Source organism: uncultured Flavobacterium sp., assembly GCF_963922255.1.
Classification (GTDB): Bacteria; Bacteroidota; Bacteroidia; order Flavobacteriales; family Flavobacteriaceae; genus Flavobacterium.
Map to the genome: position 1 here is coordinate 91,914 of NZ_CAWUIC010000008.1, position 18,522 is coordinate 110,435.

Annotated in this window: 19 protein-coding genes; 13 read left to right on the forward strand and 6 right to left on the reverse strand. The window is 29.2% G+C overall.

The window, feature by feature from the left end; translation table 11 throughout:
* The first annotated feature begins 62 nt into the window (after positions 1 to 62).
* Positions 63 to 1,379 (forward strand): adenosylhomocysteinase, encoded by a 1,317-nt coding sequence (ahcY, locus tag AABJ49_RS08145; RefSeq protein ID WP_338377783.1) that lies wholly within the window; start codon positions 63 to 65, stop codon positions 1,377 to 1,379.
* 233 nt (positions 1,380 to 1,612) lie between these two features.
* On the opposite strand, the gene rpmA is transcribed toward ahcY, so the two are convergent.
* Positions 1,613 to 1,873 (reverse strand): 50S ribosomal protein L27, encoded by a 261-nt coding sequence (gene rpmA / locus AABJ49_RS08150; RefSeq protein ID WP_338377784.1) that lies wholly within the window; start codon positions 1,871 to 1,873, stop codon positions 1,613 to 1,615.
* 31 nt (positions 1,874 to 1,904) lie between these two features.
* Positions 1,905 to 2,588 carry a 50S ribosomal protein L21 gene (gene rplU / locus AABJ49_RS08155; protein ID WP_338377785.1) on the reverse strand — a complete coding sequence of 228 codons (684 nt, stop codon included), beginning with the start codon at positions 2,586 to 2,588 and terminating at the stop codon, positions 1,905 to 1,907.
* Positions 2,589 to 2,744: 156 nt separating this feature from the next.
* On the opposite strand from rplU, the gene AABJ49_RS08160 reads away from it, so the two are divergent.
* Positions 2,745 to 4,070, forward strand: a complete 1,326-nt coding sequence (locus AABJ49_RS08160; RefSeq protein WP_338377786.1) for a pitrilysin family protein — start codon at positions 2,745 to 2,747, stop codon at positions 4,068 to 4,070.
* A gap of 11 nt (positions 4,071 to 4,081) precedes the next feature.
* Complete coding sequence (locus tag AABJ49_RS08165; RefSeq protein WP_338377787.1) at positions 4,082 to 6,124, forward strand: pitrilysin family protein; 2,043 nt, start codon at positions 4,082 to 4,084, stop codon at positions 6,122 to 6,124.
* Positions 6,125 to 6,192: 68 nt separating this feature from the next.
* Here AABJ49_RS08165 and AABJ49_RS08170 read toward each other — a convergent pair whose 3' ends face one another.
* A complete protein-coding gene (locus tag AABJ49_RS08170) occupies positions 6,193 to 7,059 on the reverse strand; it encodes a DMT family transporter (protein ID WP_338377788.1) in 867 nt (288 codons plus the stop codon).
* A gap of 166 nt (positions 7,060 to 7,225) precedes the next feature.
* Here AABJ49_RS08170 and AABJ49_RS08175 point away from each other — a divergent pair, with 166 nt between their 5' ends.
* From AABJ49_RS08175 to AABJ49_RS08220, 10 genes are all read left to right on the forward strand, one after another.
* Positions 7,226 to 7,594, forward strand: a complete 369-nt coding sequence (locus tag AABJ49_RS08175) for a heavy metal-associated domain-containing protein (RefSeq protein ID WP_338377789.1) — start codon at positions 7,226 to 7,228, stop codon at positions 7,592 to 7,594.
* A gap of 109 nt (positions 7,595 to 7,703) precedes the next feature.
* Positions 7,704 to 8,411, forward strand: a complete 708-nt coding sequence (locus AABJ49_RS08180) for a GLPGLI family protein (RefSeq protein WP_338377790.1) — start codon at positions 7,704 to 7,706, stop codon at positions 8,409 to 8,411.
* Positions 8,404 to 9,135 carry a GLPGLI family protein gene (locus AABJ49_RS08185; RefSeq protein WP_338377791.1) on the forward strand — a complete coding sequence of 244 codons (732 nt, stop codon included), beginning with the start codon at positions 8,404 to 8,406 and terminating at the stop codon, positions 9,133 to 9,135. The genes AABJ49_RS08180 and AABJ49_RS08185 overlap by 8 nt, the downstream gene beginning before the upstream one ends.
* A 450-nt stretch (positions 9,136 to 9,585) precedes the next feature.
* Positions 9,586 to 9,792, forward strand: a complete 207-nt coding sequence (locus tag AABJ49_RS08190) for a hypothetical protein (protein WP_338377792.1) — start codon at positions 9,586 to 9,588, stop codon at positions 9,790 to 9,792.
* A gap of 60 nt (positions 9,793 to 9,852) precedes the next feature.
* On the forward strand, positions 9,853 to 10,581 hold the full coding sequence (locus AABJ49_RS08195; protein ID WP_338377793.1) for a GLPGLI family protein: 729 nt from the start codon (positions 9,853 to 9,855) through the stop codon (positions 10,579 to 10,581).
* 377 nt (positions 10,582 to 10,958) lie between these two features.
* Complete coding sequence (locus AABJ49_RS08200; protein WP_338377794.1) at positions 10,959 to 11,084, forward strand: hypothetical protein; 126 nt, start codon at positions 10,959 to 10,961, stop codon at positions 11,082 to 11,084.
* 212 nt (positions 11,085 to 11,296) lie between these two features.
* Positions 11,297 to 12,007, forward strand: a complete 711-nt coding sequence (locus AABJ49_RS08205) for a GLPGLI family protein (RefSeq protein WP_338377795.1) — start codon at positions 11,297 to 11,299, stop codon at positions 12,005 to 12,007.
* A 423-nt stretch (positions 12,008 to 12,430) separates the two neighbouring features.
* Complete coding sequence (locus tag AABJ49_RS08210) at positions 12,431 to 12,667, forward strand: hypothetical protein (RefSeq protein ID WP_338377796.1); 237 nt, start codon at positions 12,431 to 12,433, stop codon at positions 12,665 to 12,667.
* A 54-nt stretch (positions 12,668 to 12,721) separates the two neighbouring features.
* Complete coding sequence (locus tag AABJ49_RS08215; protein WP_338377797.1) at positions 12,722 to 13,456, forward strand: GLPGLI family protein; 735 nt, start codon at positions 12,722 to 12,724, stop codon at positions 13,454 to 13,456.
* Positions 13,434 to 16,115 carry a carboxypeptidase-like regulatory domain-containing protein gene (locus AABJ49_RS08220; RefSeq protein WP_338377798.1) on the forward strand — a complete coding sequence of 894 codons (2,682 nt, stop codon included), beginning with the start codon at positions 13,434 to 13,436 and terminating at the stop codon, positions 16,113 to 16,115. The genes AABJ49_RS08215 and AABJ49_RS08220 overlap by 23 nt, the downstream gene beginning before the upstream one ends.
* Before the next feature lie 56 nt (positions 16,116 to 16,171).
* Here the strand turns inward: AABJ49_RS08220 and gldD are convergent, their stop codons facing one another.
* The 3 genes from gldD to ssb are packed head-to-tail and all read right to left on the reverse strand — an operon-like array spanning position 16,172 to position 18,510.
* The gene (gene gldD, locus AABJ49_RS08225) at positions 16,172 to 16,729 is read right to left on the reverse strand and encodes a gliding motility lipoprotein GldD (RefSeq protein WP_338377799.1); all 558 of its coding nucleotides are present in this window, start codon (positions 16,727 to 16,729) and stop codon (positions 16,172 to 16,174) included.
* Between the two features lie 13 nt (positions 16,730 to 16,742).
* Complete coding sequence (locus AABJ49_RS08230; RefSeq protein WP_338377800.1) at positions 16,743 to 18,035, reverse strand: gliding motility-associated protein GldE; 1,293 nt, start codon at positions 18,033 to 18,035, stop codon at positions 16,743 to 16,745.
* 22 nt (positions 18,036 to 18,057) lie between these two features.
* Positions 18,058 to 18,510 (reverse strand): single-stranded DNA-binding protein, encoded by a 453-nt coding sequence (gene ssb / locus AABJ49_RS08235; protein ID WP_338377801.1) that lies wholly within the window; start codon positions 18,508 to 18,510, stop codon positions 18,058 to 18,060.
* Between the last annotated feature and the right edge of the window lie 12 nt (positions 18,511 to 18,522).

Genomic DNA, 18,522 nt, shown 5'->3' on the forward strand with positions numbered 1-18,522 from the left:
AGTAAATAAAAAGGAATTACTTACCTTTGCACTTTCAAATTAATAATACAAATATACAATAGATGAGCACAAAAACATCAACTTATGTACCTTATAAAGTTAAAGATATCACTTTAGCAGATTGGGGAAGAAAAGAAATTGAATTAGCTGAAGCTGAAATGCCAGGATTAATGGCCTTAAGAGAAGAGTATGGTGCAAGCCAACCTTTAAAAGGAGCAAGAATTGCTGGTTGTTTACATATGACTATCCAAACTGCTGTTTTAATTGAGACATTAGTAGCTCTTGGAGCTGACGTTACTTGGTCTTCTTGTAACATTTTCTCAACTCAAGATCATGCTGCTGCTGCTATTGCTGCTGCTGGAATTCCAGTGTATGCTTGGAAAGGTTTAAACGAAGAAGAATTTGATTGGTGCATCGAACAAACTCTATGGTTTGGTGAAGATAGAAAGCCATTAAACATGATTCTTGATGATGGTGGAGATTTAACAAATATGGTTTTTGATAGATTCCCTGAATTAATCGAAGATATTAAAGGGCTTTCTGAAGAAACTACTACAGGAGTTCACCGTTTATACGAAAGAATGCAAAACGGAACATTACATATTCCTGCAATCAACGTGAACGATTCAGTTACTAAGTCTAAATTCGATAACAAATATGGTTGTAAAGAATCTGCAGTTGATGCAGTTCGTAGAGCAACTGATATTATGTTAGCTGGAAAAAGAGTTGTAGTTTGTGGATATGGTGATGTTGGAAAAGGGACAGCTGCTTCATTTAGAGGAGCTGGTTCAATTGTAACTGTAACAGAAATTGATCCTATTTGTGCATTACAAGCTGCAATGGACGGTTTTGAAGTTAAAAAATTAGATACGGTTGTTGCCAATGCTGATATTATCATTACAACAACAGGAAACAAAGATATTGTTCTTGGTTCTCATTTCGAAAAAATGAAAGACAAAACTATTGTTTGCAACATTGGACACTTTGACAACGAAATTGATATGGCTTGGATGAATAAAAATCACGGAGCTTCAAAAGTTGAAATCAAACCTCAGGTTGATAAATATACTATCAATGGCAATGATATCATTATTTTAGCTGAAGGTCGTTTAGTAAATTTAGGCTGTGCTACAGGACACCCAAGTTTTGTAATGAGTAATTCATTTACAAATCAAACTCTAGCTCAAATCGAATTATGGACTAACTCTGCAGCATACAAAAACGAAGTTTATATGTTACCAAAACATTTAGATGAAAAAGTTGCAGCTCTTCACTTAGCTAAATTAGGTGTTGAATTAGAAGAATTAAGACCAGATCAAGCTAAATATATTGGAGTACCAGTTGAAGGACCATTTAAGCCAGAATATTACAGATATTAGTATTAAGACGAAAGTATTAAGCATTAAGACTATAGAAACCCTTGCAGCGATGTGAGGGTTTTCTTTTGGGCATTTATTAGAAAGAAAAACTCACACAATTTTTTATACTGCAAAGGATTCGATTGTTTTCACAATAACGATATGTTTAAACTTCTTGTATTTAAGACATATGACTAAAAAAAATCCCAAACTAATTAAAGTTTGGGATTTTTTTATTTCTGAAGTTTAACTAATTATGCTTCAAAAGGAACTACAGATACAAAAGATTTGTTCTCTCCTTTTTTCTGAAACTTAACCACTCCGTCAACTCTTGCATGTAAAGTATGATCTTTACCCATGTAAACGTTTTCACCCGGATTGTGTTTAGAACCTCTTTGTCTTACGATAATGTTACCAGCAATTGCAGCTTGTCCACCATAAATCTTAACGCCTAAACGTTTCGATTCTGATTCTCTACCATTCTTCGAACTACCGACACCTTTTTTGTGAGCCATGATGTTTTGGTTTTATAAGTTAATATTCAAATTAAACAGCTTTACCACCGTTTAATTCGTCTTGTAATTTTTTTAATTCGTCCATTTTACCATCAGCAGCTAATTGAGCTTGTTGCGCCCAAGTAGTTGGATCTAAATGTTGTACTTTAGCATCAGCAGCGTCTAAAATTTCTTTTACTTTTTCTGCTTTTGTTTTAGCCATTTTTGCAAAAGTGTCAATACCAGCAGCAACTAATACTTTAGCAGCAACAGGACCAACTCCTTCAATCAATTTCAAATCATCTCCTTTTTTAGTTGCTTTTGCTTTTGGAGCTTTTTCAACTGGAGTTTCAACTAATTTTTGAGCTTTAGCTGGAGTTTCTTTTTTTGCTTCTTCTTTTTTAGGAGCAGCTTTTTTAGAACCAGATGCTAAAATTCCTTCAATTACGATTTGAGAGAAAGATTGTCTATGACCATTTTTCTTTTTGTAACCTTTTCTTCTTTTCTTTTTGAAAACGATTACTTTATCTCCTTTTAAGTGGCTTAACACTTTGGCTTCAACAGAAGCACCTTCTATAGCTGGGGCGCCTAAAGTAACTGTACCATTATCGTCTAACAAAAGAACTTTATCGAAAGAAACTTTCGCTCCTTCATCTTGTGATAAACGGTGTACAAAAACTTTTTGGTCTTTGCTAACTTTAAATTGTTGCCCTGCTATCTCTACGATTGCGTACATAACAATGTGTTTAAATTATTTTTTAAGGTTGCAAATATACAACTAATTAGTATATTAACAACACATTAGCACAATTATTTTTTTAATAGATTTTTTATTAAAAACTGTAACATTTTTACGAAATTAGCAACTTATAAAAAACAATAACTTCATTTTATGAAAAAATCATTAATAGCTTTAAGCGCAATGCTTATGACAGGAAGTATATCTACCGCTCAAAACGTAGCTTTTGAAGAATTTGATTTAGACAATGGCTTACATGTTATTCTTCATCAAGACAATTCTGCACCCGTAATTATTACGTCTGTAATGTACCATGTAGGTGCTAAAGACGAACAACCAGACCGCACAGGTTTTGCTCACTTTTTTGAACATCTTTTGTTTGAAGGTACAAAAAACATAGAAAGAGGTGAATGGTTTAAAATAGTTACTGCTAATGGTGGTCAAAACAATGCAAACACTTCTGACGACAGAACATATTACTACGAAGTTTTTCCATCAAACAATTTAGAATTAGCTTTATGGATGGAATCTGAAAGATTAATGCATCCTGTAATTAACCAGATTGGTGTTGACACTCAAAACGAAGTGGTAAAAGAAGAAAAAAGACTACGTGTAGACAATCAACCTTATGGTAACTTAATCAAGGCCGTAAAACAAAATTTATTCAAAACTCACCCTTATAGATGGACAACTATTGGTGAAATGGAACATTTAGATGCAGCAACTTTAGAAGAGTTTCAAGCTTTTAATAAAAAGTTCTATATTCCAAATAACGCTGTGTTGGTAGTTGCAGGTCAATTTGAAAAAGGTCAAGCTAAACAATGGATTGAAAAATATTTTGGTGCAATCCCTAAAGGAACTCCTATTAAAAGAAACAAAGTTGAGGAAGCTCCTATTACACAAACAATTAATGCTACTTGGGAAGATCCAAACATTCAAAAACCTATGTTTGTTCAAACATACAGAACCCCATCAATGAAAACTAGAGAAGCTAGAGTTTTGGATATGTTATCAACATATTTATCTGATGGAAAAAGCTCTGTACTTTACAAAAAAATAGTTGACGAGAAGAAAATGGCTCTTCAGATAGCTGCTTTTAACTTCAGCCAAGAAGATTATAGTATGTATATTTTATTAGGAATTCCAATGGAAGGTTTTACACAAGAAGACATCAATAGAGAAATTGATGAAGAAATTGTAAAAGTTCAAACAGAATTAATTTCTGATAAAGATTTAGAAAAATTGAGAAATATTTTTGAAAATCAATATGTAAACAGTAACACTAGTGTAGAAGGAATCGCAAGTAATTTAGCTACCTATTATATGTTATATGGTGATGTAAACTTAATCAATACTGAATTAGATATTTATAAATCAATCACTAAAGAAGAAATTAGAGATGTAGCTAAGAAATATTTGAATACAAATCAAAGATTACTTTTAAACTACATGCCAGCAACTGATAAAACTCAAAAATAAGAACACATATCATGAAAAAATTATTATATATAGTAACTAGTTTGTTCTTTATGACAACAATGACGGCTCAAGATAGACCGATGCCAAAATCTGGTCCAGCTCCAAGTATAAACATTAAAAAACCTGAATCTTTTAAACTTAAAAATGGTTTGAAAGTATTAGTAGTTGAAAACGCAAAATTACCAAGAGTTTCTTACACCTTAACTATTGACAACACTCCTTATACAGAAGGAAACAAAAAAGGTGTTGACGATATGTTAAGCTCAATGATTGGAAATGAAACTGAAAAAACATCTAAAGAAGCATTTAATGAAGAAATCGACTTCTTAGGAGCCAACATTAACTTTTCTTCAAGTGGCGCAAGAGCAAGCGGTTTATCAAAATATTCAGAAAGGATATTAGAATTAATGGCTGAAGGTTGTTTAGAACCTAAATTTACTCAAGAAGAATTTGACAAAGAAAAGTCAAAAATGATTGAGAGTTTAAAGTCAGATGAGAAAAACGTAACCGCAAATGCTAGAAGAGTGGAAAACATTTTAGTATATGGAAAAAATCATCCAAGAGGAGAATTTTTAAGCGAAACAACATTAAACAATGTTACTCTTGCTGATGTAAAACTAAACTACGATACTTATTTCGTTCCTGAAAATGCTTATTTAGTAATCATTGGAGATGTTAAATTAAAAGACATCAAAAAACAAGTTGAAAAAGCGTTTAAAGGTTGGAAAAAAGCAACAGCTCCTTCTCTTAGTTATACAGAACCAAAAGATGTTCAATACAACCAAATTAATTTTGTAGATATGTCAAATGCAGTTCAATCTGAAATTGCTGTGATAAATACTTCAAATTTAAAAATGACAAATAAAGATTATTATGCAGCTCTTTTAGCTAACCAAATTCTTGGTGGTGGTGGTGAAGGTAGGTTATTTTTAAACTTACGTGAGAAGCATGGTTGGACATATGGTTCATATTCTTCAATTGGATCAGGAAAATACACTTCGAAATTTAGAGCTGGGGCTTCTGTTAGAAATTCAGTTACTGATAGTGCAATTGTTGAAATATTGAACGAAGTAAAAAGAATGAGAACTGATTTAGTTTCAGATGAAGATTTAAAAAATGCTAAAGCTAAATATGTTGGAAACTTTGTAATGCAAATTGAGAAACCAGAAACAGTAGCTTTCTATGCTTTAAACAAAGAAACTCAAAATTTACCTGATGATTTTTATGAAAATTACATCAAAAATATCAACGCAGTAACTGCAGAAGATATTAAAGCTGCAGCAAACAAATACTTTTTAGCAGACAATTTAAGAATTGTTGTGGTAGGAAAAGCAGCTGATGTTTTACCAGGATTAGAAAAGTCAGGAATACCTGTAATGTATTATGATCGTTTTGGAAATAAAGTAGATAAACCAGTTATCAAAAAAGAAATTCCTAAAGGAGTTACAGCAAAGACTGTTTTAGAAAACTATATCAATGCAATTGGTGGAGAAAAAGCTTTAAAAGCAGTAAAAACAACTTTAATTAGCTCTAAAGCTTCTGTTCAAGGACAAGAATTACAAATGACAACTAAAACTTCTAACGATAACAAAATGTCATCGGAAATTGCTATGTCAGGAATGACTGTAATGAAAATGGTTGTCAACGACAAAGGTGGATATATGACACAACAAGGACAGAAAAAAGTCCTTGAAGGTGATGATTTAAGAGAAATGCAAGAATCAGCTTATACGTTTCCTGAACTGTTATTAGTAAACAATAAAGATGTTGTTTTAAAAGGAATTGAAACAGTAAATGGTTCAGATGCTTATGCATTAACATTAGGTAAAAAAACAATGATGTATGATGTAAAATCTGGATTAAAAGTTGCTGAATCTATAGAACAAGAACAAGGTGGTCAAACAAGAACACAAGTAACTAACTTTAATGATTACAAAGAAGTTAAAGGAATTAAATTCCCCTACAACACTGTAATGAATGTTGGAATGGATTTAGAATTCATAACTCAAGATGTAAAAATTAACGAAGGTGTTACTGCCCAAGATTTTGAATAAATCTTCATATAACAAAATTAAAATGCCATTCCGTAAAAAGAATGGCATTTTTTTTTATTTCAATCAAGTTATTTTCTACTTGAAAAATAAACTCCTAAAAGAACCACTAAAGCTCCAATTCCTTGCACAAAAGACAATGTTTCATTCATTACAAAATAACCTAACATTATTGCCACAACTGGAATTAAATAAGTCACAGAAAAAGCAAAAACAGGTGATGATAATTGAATTAACCTAAAAAACAAGATGTTAGACAAACCTGTGCCAACGATCCCTAAAATAGCAATATAACCAAGAGAAGTAATTACTTTAGGTTCATGAGCAATCTCAAAAAAACCTGAAAAATAAAGCACCATTAAAGCAGGAATTAACATAATCAAAAAATTTCCAGTACTAATGGTCAATGGCTTTAAATCTGATAAATATTTTTTAATCAAATTAACATTAACACCATAAAAAACAGAAGCTAAAACAATTAATAAAGCATAATAATAATTCTCAGTTGTGTTTTCACCTTCACCAAATAAAACTAGCAACACACAACCCACAAAACCTATAATTACTCCAAAAATTTGCCTTCTTTGCACATCCATTTTAAAAAATAGAATACCTGCAAGTAAAGTATTTAAAGGTGTTAATGAATTTAAAATAGAGCTTATTGAGCCATCAATTTTAGACAAAGCAAGTGCAAACAAATAAACAGGCAAAAACGTACCAAACATAGAAGTTAAAGCAATGTACTTCCACTTGTGTGAAGGGATTTTTGCAATATGTTTAAATCCAACGACAACTAAAAAAGCAGCCGCAAATAAGATTCGCAAACTTCCCATTTGAATTGGATTTACACCTTGTAATCCTAATTTCATTAGTAAAAAAGAACTTCCCCAAACGCAACCCAAAAAGATGAGCAAATACCACTTTTTATTGTTTTCCATATTTATGCTGAATTAATTTCAGTATTCAAGACTTATTACAATGCAAAAATGCGGCTTTATTTTCAAATTTTATGGATTAAACAATTCTTTTTGTTTGTGATAATTGTAACATTTAAAAATCACAGAAATCGTATATTTGTAAAAATATAATAAAATCAATTTTATCATGAATATAATAAAACAATCCTTATTTATCGCTTCAATAAGTCTTTTATTAGTAAGCTGTAAAGACGAAAACAGTTCATCATCAGAAGAAATTCAAGCTATTGAACAAGACACTACAAACACAGTTGTTGTTAATCCGCAAATGGCTTCTTTTGAAATAGAAGGAATGACTTGTGAAATAGGTTGTGCCAGTTTAATTGAAAGCAAACTAAATAAATTAGATGGCGTTACTGAAGCAAAAGTAGATTTTGAGTCAAAAACAGCAACTGTTACTTATGATGCCGATAAATTAAACCAAGAAAAACTTACAAAAACTGTTGAAGGAGTTGCTGGTGGAGAATTATATAAGGTTTCTAAAGTGAAGTCATAGTCAATTAGAATATATTTATAGAATTTAAAAATCCTGCAATCGTAGGATTTTTTTTATTTATATTTGATACTAACTTTTCAATTTTTTACGTTATCAAAAAAATCAATGTATGAAGAATCTATTTATTTTGCTTTTTATTTCCTTTCAATGTTTTTCACAAGACAAATTAGTGGTTTATAATTTTAAAATTTTGGAAGATGAAAAGTTAACAAATAATGAAAGTTTAGGCAAATTATTTGAAAAAGGTATGGAAGAAGCAAAACACCTTAAATTGAATTTAGAATTCAATGACACTCTTGCTAGATTCAAGATACAAGAAGCAATGAGTATTGAAGAGAGTAATACAAATATGGCTATTGCTATTTGCAATTGTAAAGAAGAAAAATATATTTATGATGATAAAGTTTACAGAAGTAATTCGGTAGGTTTGTTTAAAAAGAATGAATACATAATTATTGATAGTCTAAATACAAATTGGACATTAGAGGCTGAATCAAAAATTATTGATGGTTATGAGTGTTACAAAGCAACTAGCGAATATATTGTAATCAATTCAAAAGGACAATTTAGACATCCTGTTACAGCTTGGTTTTGCCCTCAATTACCTTATGCATTCGGACCTTCAGGTTACGGTGGATTACCTGGTTTAATCCTTGAATTACAAGTGAGGAATAATGTTTTTTATGTTGAAAAAATTGTTTTATATCATAAGATTGAAGAGCCAATTATTCTTCCTTCAAAAGGAAAAGTAATTTCATATGATGAATACAACAACAAAATTGGCGAATTAATGAAAGATAGATTTAAAGATGAATAAGATTATTGTTATACTATTACTTTTAATAAACCAATCCACATTTTCACAAACAAAAGGAAGGGTTACGTATAAATCTTACTTTTCTGAGTCAATTGCGACTGAAGAATTGAAGAAAAAAAATAGGATAGAATATCAAGAAGCGTTAGATGAAGAAATGATGGCGAAAATGCTTTTTTTTAATTTAGACTTCAATAAAGAAGAATCATTATTTTATTTATCAAGTAATTTAATTTCAGATTATGAAAATCAAAATCGAAAAAAGTATATTATAGGTTTATTTTATGGTTTAGATGAATTCTATATTAACAGAGAAACAGATTCTCTTATTGAACAACAAGAATATTCATTTGGTATAATTTTAAAAAAGAAAAGAGCAAGTTTTATTGAATGGAAATTGACAAATGAGGAAAAGCAAATTAACGGTTATAAATGTTTAAAAGCAACATATACTTATATTCAAAAATGGAAAGGAAGAGAATTTCCATGGAAAGTAGAAGCTTGGTATTGTCCAGAAATTCCTGTTTCACTTGGACCAATAAGATATTCTGGTTTACCTGGTTTAATTTTACAACTTCATGAAAAAAATTGTGGATTTATTGTAGACAAAATAGAATTCGATATAGATGAGATAAAGATTAAAAAACCAAACAAAGGAGAAGTGATTTCTGATGATGAAATTAAAAAAAGAGATAATGAAGTTAAAAGCACTCTTATAGAAAATTGATGAATCGATTATTAAAAAAAATTAAAAGATTAATTACAATGCCAATAAAACAAGCATTTGTTTTCTTTTTTTTACTCTTCTCTCCTTCTCCCAAGAAAGAACCCTAACAGGCATCGTTTCAGATTCTTTAAAAACCTTTAAAAATTATTAAGCTATTCATAAATTAAATATTTAAAAACTAAAAATCATTAAATAATTTCAAAGCCAAATACGGTTAAACCTTTTCAAAATTACGGTTAAACCGTAAATTAGATTAAAAGCCTATTTGTACGATAACTAACACACTCAATACTTGCAAAGTCATTTTTTTTTTTTTTCATATTTGCCTTACAAAATATCTGCAGAAATAGTTTTGTAACCAAAAAAATTATTAATTTTAAAAACAATTAAAAATGAAGAAATTTATGTTTAGTGCAGTAAGTAGCACTAGTAGCGTTCTCTTTTGCTGGTATGGCTAATACTGGTGGAGAAGAGGAATTGGAAATAAAAAGTAATTTAGAATTAAAGACTGCTCCTGGTATAGAAGATTGTATGGACGCAGCTAACAAGGTGGTGAAGGCTGTAAAAGCAATCTTGCTTTTTGAGATGTCCTTTGAAACTGAACTTAATTTGCATTTAGACGCACTTGCTGATTGTGAAGCTAATCACGGCAATTAAATTTTTAAACAATGCTGATCAGTTATTTCTTAATAACTGATCAGTTTTAATAAAAAAATCATGAATAGAATATTAATTTACTTATTCCTTATAATTGGAATTACAACATATTCCCAAGAACATAAAACTTTAAAAATTTATTATGGCAAATTATTTACTGTCTCTACTGATAGCACAAGGATAAACAACATTAATGAATCAAAAGCAGTAAATTATTTATTGGATTTAAAAAAATCTATTGATAAAGTCGAATACATTTTGACAATTGAAAAAGATTATGCAAAATTTGAATATCATGAAACATTACAAGACAATGTCTTTAACAAAACAGCTATAACATTTGGCGGAGGTAATACATTTTTTTATGACTTTAAAAAAAATGCAATCTATAAAAAAGGAAATTTAATTAACGACAAATTAATCAAGTTTGAAAAAGATTCAATACAATGGAATTTACAAAATGAAACTAAAGAAATTGATGGATATATTTGTTATAAAGCTACAGGTAAAACCAAAATTTACAAGTCAGACTCAAGTATAAAAAAAGAAATTGAATATGAAGCTTGGTATTGTCCTCAGTTTAATAATTATTGTGGCCCTTCAGAATTCTTAGGTTTGCCAGGTTTAGTTTTTGAAGCTTCTCAAAAAAACTCAACCCTTAAATTTTATTTAAAAAAAATAGAATATATAGAATCTACAAAAGAAATTACAATTCCTAAATTAAAAATAATTTCAATAGACGAAGAATACTCAGAGCTTAATAAAATCAAGAAAAGCTTTGGGCTTTAATAACTTTAAAAATTTAATTTAGATAATACTTAATGTTAAAGTTTTATATCTTTTTCCTACTTACAGCTTTATCCTTCTCCCAAGAAAGAACCCTAACAGGCATAGTATCAAATTCTTTAAACAAACCTTTAGAAAGCACTAACCTATTCATAAATTAAATACATAAAAAAACTAAAAATTATAAAACCAAATACGGCAAAACCTTTTCAAAATTACGGTTAAACCGTAAATTGGATTAAAAGCACATTTGTACGATAACTAACGCACTAAATACTTGCAAAGTTATTTTTTTTCATATTTGTCTTACAAAATATCTGCAGAAATAATTTTGTAACAAAAAAATTATTAATTTTAAAAACTAAATTATGAAAAAATTTATGTTTAGTGCAGTTGCACTAGTAGCATTTTCTTTTGCTGATATGGCTAATACTATTGGGGAAGAGAAATTTGAGGTTAAAGAAGAAAATAACAAAATTGTCATTTGGAACGAATGTGATCAGTAAGCAGAAGATATTTGGAATGCTTACAAAAAATCTAGAGCTTCTGATGAGGAAGCATATGAAGAAAGTTCAAAAACTTATAGAAAATGTATTTCTAAACTTACAGCTCCAGCATAAGAGTTTTAGTATTTTGGTAATCGGGTTATACCCGATTACTTTTATTATACAATTGCAAAAATACTTTTCTTATAAAATCAAATTTATAATATAAAAATATGAAAAAAGTTATCCTTTTATTTTTTTTGAGTATTACATGTTTTAGCCAAAATGTGCGAATCACTTACAACTATAAAATACTAGAAGATGATGTTATGTTAAAAAACGACATACTAAAAGAAGGTTTTTTAAATAAAATAAAAGCTGCCCACAAATTAAAATTTAATTTAGACTTTAATGATTCCATCGCTAAATTTAAGTTACAAGAAACATTAAGTGAGGATGGACTCGATATTGACGGTGCTATTTCTGCAAGTAATTGCAGGAAAGAAAAGTTTATTTTTAAAAATAAAACTTATCAAAATAACAGTGAAGGATTATTTAAGGAAAACGAATTCTTAATAATAGATAGTTTAGAAAATAAATGGAAATTGACTAATGAAAAAATAATAATTGATGGATATGAGTGTTATAAAGCAACAACAGAGTATGTTGTAAAAAATTCATATGGTGAATTTCATCATCCAGTAATTGCGTGGTATTGTCCAGAAATCCCTTTTCAATATGGCCCAGCTGGTTATGGTGGTTTACCCGGTTTAATTCTTCAACTACAAGTAAGACATAACTTGTTTGGAGCTGAAAAAATAAATATAAATTTTGATAGTAACGAATTTTTAGAACTTCCAAAAAAAGGAAAAGTAATAACTTATTTTGAATATAATAAAAAGATTAGTGAAATAATGGAGAATAGATTTAAAAATAAGGAATAGATTAAAATTAATAAACTAAGGTTTTAATTTGTTAATACCATTTTATGTGCTTTATGCAAAAAAACATCTAATTTTTTTATTACACTTTTCTTTTCACTTCTCTCCTTCTCCCAAGAAAGAAACATAACAGGCATCGTTGCAGATTCTTTAAAAACCTTTAAAAATTACTAACCTATTCATAAATTAAATACTTAAAAACTAAAAATCATAAAATAATTTCAAAGTCAAATACGGTTAAACCTTTTCAAAATTATGGTTAAACCGTAAATTAGATTAAAAGCATATTTGTACGATAATTAACACATATAAAACTTGCAAAGTCATTTTTTTTTTTTTTCATATTTGTAAAACAAAATATCTCGAGAAATAATTTTGTATCAAAAAAATTATTAATTTTAAAAACATTTAAAAATGAAAAAATTTATGTTTAGTGCAGTAGCACTAATAGCGTTCTCTTTTGCTGGTATGGCAAATACTGGTGGTGAAGAGAAGTTAAATAATCAATTGGAGAAAGTAAAAGAAAGCGAAACACCTTGCACCGATCAGTGGAGCGATGACGTTGATTTTTTAATGGATTACTACGGTGCAACATTTGCAGAAGCTAATGCTGTTGCAAATCATGCATGGGAAGCTTGTTTAGATGAAATGTATGGTGGATAAATTTTAACTAAGGGGTATCTAGTAATTCAGATACCCTAATTATTTTAAAAACAAATGAAAAAACATTTAATTATATTATTCTTTAGCATTTATTCCTTTTCACAAAAATCTGGTGAAATATTTTATCATATAAAAATTGAAAATGACACAACAATTAAAAATAATTCAATAAAGAAAATACTAAATAGTGCTGTAAAAGGTTCTGATTATCTAGTTTTTTCTTTAAAATTTAATGATTCAATATCTAAATTTGAATTATTAGATTTCATGGAAATAAATGAATCTAAAGATGTAGAAATTGCTTTATCTTGGTGTAATTATATAAATCCCATCTATATGAATTCCTTTTTAAAAAAAATATTTTTTTTTACTGAAAATAAATATGGAATGTTTAAAAAAAATGAGTTTCTAGTCATAAAAGAATATTATAATGATTGGTTAATATATAATGAATCTAAAATTATAAATGGTTTTACTTGCTATAAATCAGAATACACTCTAAAAAGTATAAACAGAAAAGGTAAAGAAGTAAAAAGGATTGTAACTGCTTGGTTTTGCCCTGAACTGCCTTACAGCTTTGGACCAAATGGCTATTGCGGTTTACCTGGATTAATTTTAGAATTACAAGATAAAAACATTACATATGGAGTAAAAAAAATTGAATTTAAAAAAAATAATATTGAAATACCTGAATCAACAAAAAAAATTGAATTTAATGAGTATGAAAATATTTTAAAACAAAGAATACTTAATCAAAAAACAAAAGTTGAAGACAAAAAACAAAATTAATTGTCTCATTTTAATACTATTATCTCTTACCTCCTTCTCCCAAGAAAGGACCATAACAGGCATCGTTTCAGACTCCCTAAACAATCCACTAGAAAGAGCCAATGTAATCGCAAAACCCTTGCAAGATAATGCTGGTTTAAAGTTTGCTATTGCAGATCATTTAGGTAGGTTTAAATTGGTTTTAAAGAGTAGTGTTAAATATGAAATTAAAGTTTCCTATATAGGTTATAAAGACCAAGTACTTATAATTGAACCTAACAGTGAATTAAAAACACACAATTTCATTCTACAAGAAACAGGAGAAGAACTCAAAGAAATTGTCATCAACTACGAATACAAACCCATAATCGTAAAAAAAGACACACTCATTTATGATGTTGCTGCCTTTGCAAAAGGTAGCGAACGCAAAATGAAAGAGGTTTTAGAAAAATTACCTGGTGTAGAAGTTGATAAAGATGGTGGTGTAACCCTTCAAGGTAAAAAAGTAACCAAAATGCTTGTGGAAGGTAAAACTTTTTTTGGTGGTGGTTCAAAACTAGCTGTAGAAAATATTCCTGCGGATGCTTTAGATAAAATTGAAGTTATTGACAATTTCAATGAAGTTGGTTTTCTAAAACAGGTTTCGGATAGCGAAGATTTAGCCATGAACGTTAAACTTAAAGAAGACAAAAAGAAATTTCTCTTTGGCGATGTAGATGCTGGTGCAGAAGTTGCTAATGATAATGGTTATCATCTTTTACACAGTGCTTTGTTTTATTACAGTCCAAAAACGAATGTTAGTTTTATAGGTGATCTCAATAATATTGGCAAAAGCACCTTTACGTTTCAAGATATGATGCGTTTTCAAGGTGGTGTGAGTAGTTTTCTTTCAGGTAGAAAATCACTAACAAATTTGTATTCTTTTTCAATGGATAATCAAAATGTGGTGGAAAACAAATCGCAATTTGCAGCTTTAAATTTCCGTCAAGAAATAAATTCAAAATTAGATGTAGATGGTTTTGGTATTTTTTCAAAATTATTCACGGCAAGTTCTTCAATAACTACCAATGAATATTTACAAAACAATAGTTTTACATTAGAAAACAAAACTTCAAATGGTGAAAACAAAACACTTTTAGGTATTGGAAATGTAAAACTAAATTACACACCAAATAAATCGCAAAAAGTATATTACAACGTGCAATTTCAAGCCAGCAACAACGATATTAACAACTTTATCAATTCTGACAGAGACAATACACTTTCAACTTTTGAAACCATCAACAAAGCTGATAATTCAAGTTTAAAGCAATTTGTGGAATGGCACAAACAGTACAAAAACATTAATCACACAACAACTTTGGTTGTAAATCATACATACGAGAAAAGTAAACCTCAAAATACTTGGCTAACAGACACTGAGTTCTTAACAGGACTAATTCCGTTGCAAAACGACACATTTTACAACATCAATCAAATTAAAGAAATAAAAAACAATGCGGTTGATGCTTTACTAAAACACTATTGGATTCTGAATAATTTTAATCATATTTATACCAATGTTGGTGCTAATATTGAAAATTCATCAGTACAGATTTCTGAAAAACAATTTCTTTCAGATGGCTCCATCAATGATTTTGCTTTAAACGGTTTTGGCAATGATTTAGATTATATTTTAAACGATATTTTCATTGGGTTTGAATATAAATTCAAAATAGGCAAATGGGTCAACAAACCTGGAATTTACTTGCATTCATATCTCTTAAAAACCAAGCAAATTACAGATGATTATGTCATCAATAAAAATCTGTTTGAACCGCAATGGAATAGTGAATATGAATTTAACAGTTCCGAATCTTTAAAATTCAACTACACACTAAACAATGATTTTCCTGGAGCTTCTCAATTGTTAGACCGATTTACATTGCAAGGATACAACTCTGTTTTTAAGGGAAATGCCTTATTAAACAACGAACGTTTTCATAGTGCAAGTTTGAGATACAATAGAATGAGTATGTATAGAGGTTTGATGGTTTTTGGAAATATTAATTATACTAAGAAAACCAAAACCACAAGAAACGCTATCGAATTAGAAGGAATCAATCAGTTTACAACTCCAATTTTAACCGATAATCCAGAAACTACATGGAGAGTTAATGGTTCAGTTGAAAAGAAAATTTATCGTTTTAAGTTCAGATTAAATTCAAATTTGAGTTGGTTTAACTATTTCCAAAATTTAAATGGAATTTTCACTTCAAATGATAGAAATAGTCAAAACGTTGGTATAAACATAAGAACTGCTTCTAAAAAATGGCCAAGTATCAGTATTGGTTATGACAAAGGATTTAGTCAATTTAATGGTTTAACAAAATCTTCCTTTGAAACCGATTCTTTCAATTTTGACTTTGACATCGATTTCTTAAAAAGTTTCACCTTCAAAACAGACTATGAAATTACATTTAATGAAAATAGTAACAATCAAAACTCTAAATTTAATGTTGCGAATGCTTCTCTTTTATACCACAAAAAAGACAATCCATTTACATTTGAATTTAGAGCGCAAAACTATTTAAATAATGGAAAAATCATCAACAATTCGTTTTCAGATTTCTTAATTTCAAATAACACAACATTTATTTTACCTAGAATTTTTATGTTGACAATTAGTTATAAGTTGTAGTTTCTAGTCGAAAATTCACTTTCTAAATTCTAAATTCTGACTTCTAAATTCAAAAACTATTTCTCCCATTTAATAGATTCCAACATCGTTTTCATATCATTAGTAATATAACTTGAAGCTGGTAAAATAGAATCAAAATTAGGTTTTGCGTAGAAATATACACTTCCTGTTACGAAGTTTTTGGTACTGTCTGTTGCGTAAAATAATGCATTTGAAGCAGCATCACCACCAACAGTGTAAAACATACCATACACCTTTTTATCAGGATTAATGTAAGGTTGTTCAATGATTTCGTCAGCTTTCATTACATGAAGTTTGTAAGTTAATTTTTGCGCATCAGTCAATAATTGTTCTAAATCATTATTTACAGGTTTGTAACTCAAATAAACGGTTGCTTTCATTTTTGGATAATGAATTTCCACTGCTCCATTTTCCTTAGATTCAATAGTTGAAAAATCATTCACATCAAGTGAAAAAGGATATTTTGATTCTTTGGAATTGTATTCAGGTGTTGGATATTCTAAACGTAACTGACTTGTTGGTCTTGGAACTGCATCATCATTACACGATTGCAAACCAATAGCTAATCCAACAAGAGCAAAAAATTTATTCATTTTAATTTGTTTGTTATAGTAACGTAACTTTTACCTGTTTTATTCTACGTTTGTCAACACTTTCAATAGTAAATTTATAAGCATCAAAAATTAACTTGGCATTTTTTCGAGGAAAATTACCTGAAATTTCTAAAATAAAACCCGCTAGGGTTTCTGCTTCACCTTTAGCATTTTCAAACTTCTCTTCATCAACATCAATAACTCTGTAAAAATCCTTTAAACTGACTTTTCCATCAAAAAGATAATTTTTATCATCAATTTTAGTGAAATTTAAGTCAATATCATCAAATTCATCACTAATATCACCAACTATTTCTTCTAAAATATCTTCTAATGAAACTAATCCAGAAGTTCCACCATATTCATCAACAACTATTGCAAGGTGGTTTTTCATACCTTGAAATTCTTTCAAAAGGTTGTCTAATTTCTTATTTTCTGGCACAAAAAAAGGATCTCTCAATAGCGTTTGCCATTCATAATCTTTATGATCGATATAAGGAATCAAATCTTTGATAAATAAAACACCTTCAATATGATCAATTCCTTCTTTGTAAACAGGAATTCTTGAATATCCTTTGTCTACAATTTTTGGCATTATTTCTTTGAAACTTTCAGTAATTTCCAGAGCAAAAATGTCAATTCTTGGACTCATTACTTGCTTAACATCAGTATTACCAAAGGTTACAATTCCTTCTAATATTTTTTGTTCGTCTGATGTGGTTTCTTTTTGATCCGTCAATTCAAGTGCTTGTGACAATTGGTCAACCGAAAAATTGGATTTTTGAACACTAAACTTTTTTTCAATATAAACTGTAATATTTCGCATTGGAACACTAATAGGACTTAGCAATCTGTTCAAAAAAGCAATTGGAATACTTACCATTTTAGAAAAGGACACATTGTTTCTACTTGCGTAGATTTTTGGCAAAACCTCTCCAAAAAGTAAGATTAAAAAAGTTAAAAGAATTACTTCAACTAAAAATTGAAGCATTGGTGATGTTATCGCTTTAAATAATTTCTCATTTATAGATGAAAAAAGAATTACAACTCCAATATTTATGAAGTTATTAGCTATTAATATAGTAGCTAATAATTTTTTTGGTCTGTCTAAAAGATCGGAAATTAATTTTCCTTTATGACTATCATTTGCTTCTAAATCATCAAGACTTTTTTGATCAAGAGAAAACAAAGCTACTTCTGAACCTGAAATAAATGCAGAACACAACAATAAAAAGGCTACACCAATTAGCCCAAAAACTAAACTAAAATCTATTGTGTTTATAAAACTGGAAGGATCTGAGTCCAAATTAGTAGGTATTAGTTAAACATTAAAAAGGCAAATCATCTTTTGGATTTGGCTCTCCATTTTCTGCGTCAAAATTAGTCTTTTTTATGGCATCATTTTCATTTGACGTAAAATTTTGCTTGTTGGCTTCAGAATCTTTCTTTGTACTCAAAAAAGTAAATTCTGTTACTTGAATTTCTGTAGTATATTTTGTAGAACCATCTTCAGCTTGCCAGTTTCTAGATTTTATTCTTCCTTCTACATAAATTTTATCTCCTTTTGATAAATATTTTTCGCAAATTTCGGCTGCTTTATTGCGAACTACCAAGTTGTGCCATTCTGTAGAAGTGATTTTTTCTCCTGTACTTTTATTGATATATATTTCGTTTGTGGCTAATGGAAATCTGCCTATACAATTTCCACCATCAAAATAGTGCATTTTTACTTCGTCACCTAAATGACCTATTAACATAACTTTGTTTAACGTTCCGCTCATGGCTTATAATTT

Excerpts from the sequence above, each read along its gene's own strand:
- AABJ49_RS08185 (WP_338377791.1), top strand. The coding sequence starts at position 8,404 with ATGAATAAGATTATTGTTATACTATTACTTTTAATAAACCAATCCACA.
- AABJ49_RS08200 (WP_338377794.1), top strand. The coding sequence starts at position 10,959 with ATGTTTAGTGCAGTTGCACTAGTAGCATTTTCTTTTGCTGATATGGCT.
- rpmA (WP_338377784.1), bottom strand. The coding sequence starts at position 1,873 with ATGGCTCACAAAAAAGGTGTCGGTAGTTCGAAGAATGGTAGAGAATCA.
- AABJ49_RS08180 (WP_338377790.1), top strand. The coding sequence starts at position 7,704 with ATGAAGAATCTATTTATTTTGCTTTTTATTTCCTTTCAATGTTTTTCA.
- AABJ49_RS08190 (WP_338377792.1), top strand. The coding sequence starts at position 9,586 with ATGGCTAATACTGGTGGAGAAGAGGAATTGGAAATAAAAAGTAATTTA.
- AABJ49_RS08210 (WP_338377796.1), top strand. The coding sequence starts at position 12,431 with ATGTTTAGTGCAGTAGCACTAATAGCGTTCTCTTTTGCTGGTATGGCA.
- AABJ49_RS08175 (WP_338377789.1), top strand. The coding sequence starts at position 7,226 with ATGAATATAATAAAACAATCCTTATTTATCGCTTCAATAAGTCTTTTA.
- gldD (WP_338377799.1), bottom strand. The coding sequence starts at position 16,729 with ATGAATAAATTTTTTGCTCTTGTTGGATTAGCTATTGGTTTGCAATCG.
- AABJ49_RS08170 (WP_338377788.1), bottom strand. The coding sequence starts at position 7,059 with ATGGAAAACAATAAAAAGTGGTATTTGCTCATCTTTTTGGGTTGCGTT.
- AABJ49_RS08165 (WP_338377787.1), top strand. The coding sequence starts at position 4,082 with ATGAAAAAATTATTATATATAGTAACTAGTTTGTTCTTTATGACAACA.
- ssb (WP_338377801.1), bottom strand. The coding sequence starts at position 18,510 with ATGAGCGGAACGTTAAACAAAGTTATGTTAATAGGTCATTTAGGTGAC.
- AABJ49_RS08215 (WP_338377797.1), top strand. The coding sequence starts at position 12,722 with ATGAAAAAACATTTAATTATATTATTCTTTAGCATTTATTCCTTTTCA.
- rplU (WP_338377785.1), bottom strand. The coding sequence starts at position 2,588 with ATGTACGCAATCGTAGAGATAGCAGGGCAACAATTTAAAGTTAGCAAA.
- AABJ49_RS08205 (WP_338377795.1), top strand. The coding sequence starts at position 11,297 with ATGAAAAAAGTTATCCTTTTATTTTTTTTGAGTATTACATGTTTTAGC.
- AABJ49_RS08195 (WP_338377793.1), top strand. The coding sequence starts at position 9,853 with ATGAATAGAATATTAATTTACTTATTCCTTATAATTGGAATTACAACA.
- ahcY (WP_338377783.1), top strand. The coding sequence starts at position 63 with ATGAGCACAAAAACATCAACTTATGTACCTTATAAAGTTAAAGATATC.
- AABJ49_RS08160 (WP_338377786.1), top strand. The coding sequence starts at position 2,745 with ATGAAAAAATCATTAATAGCTTTAAGCGCAATGCTTATGACAGGAAGT.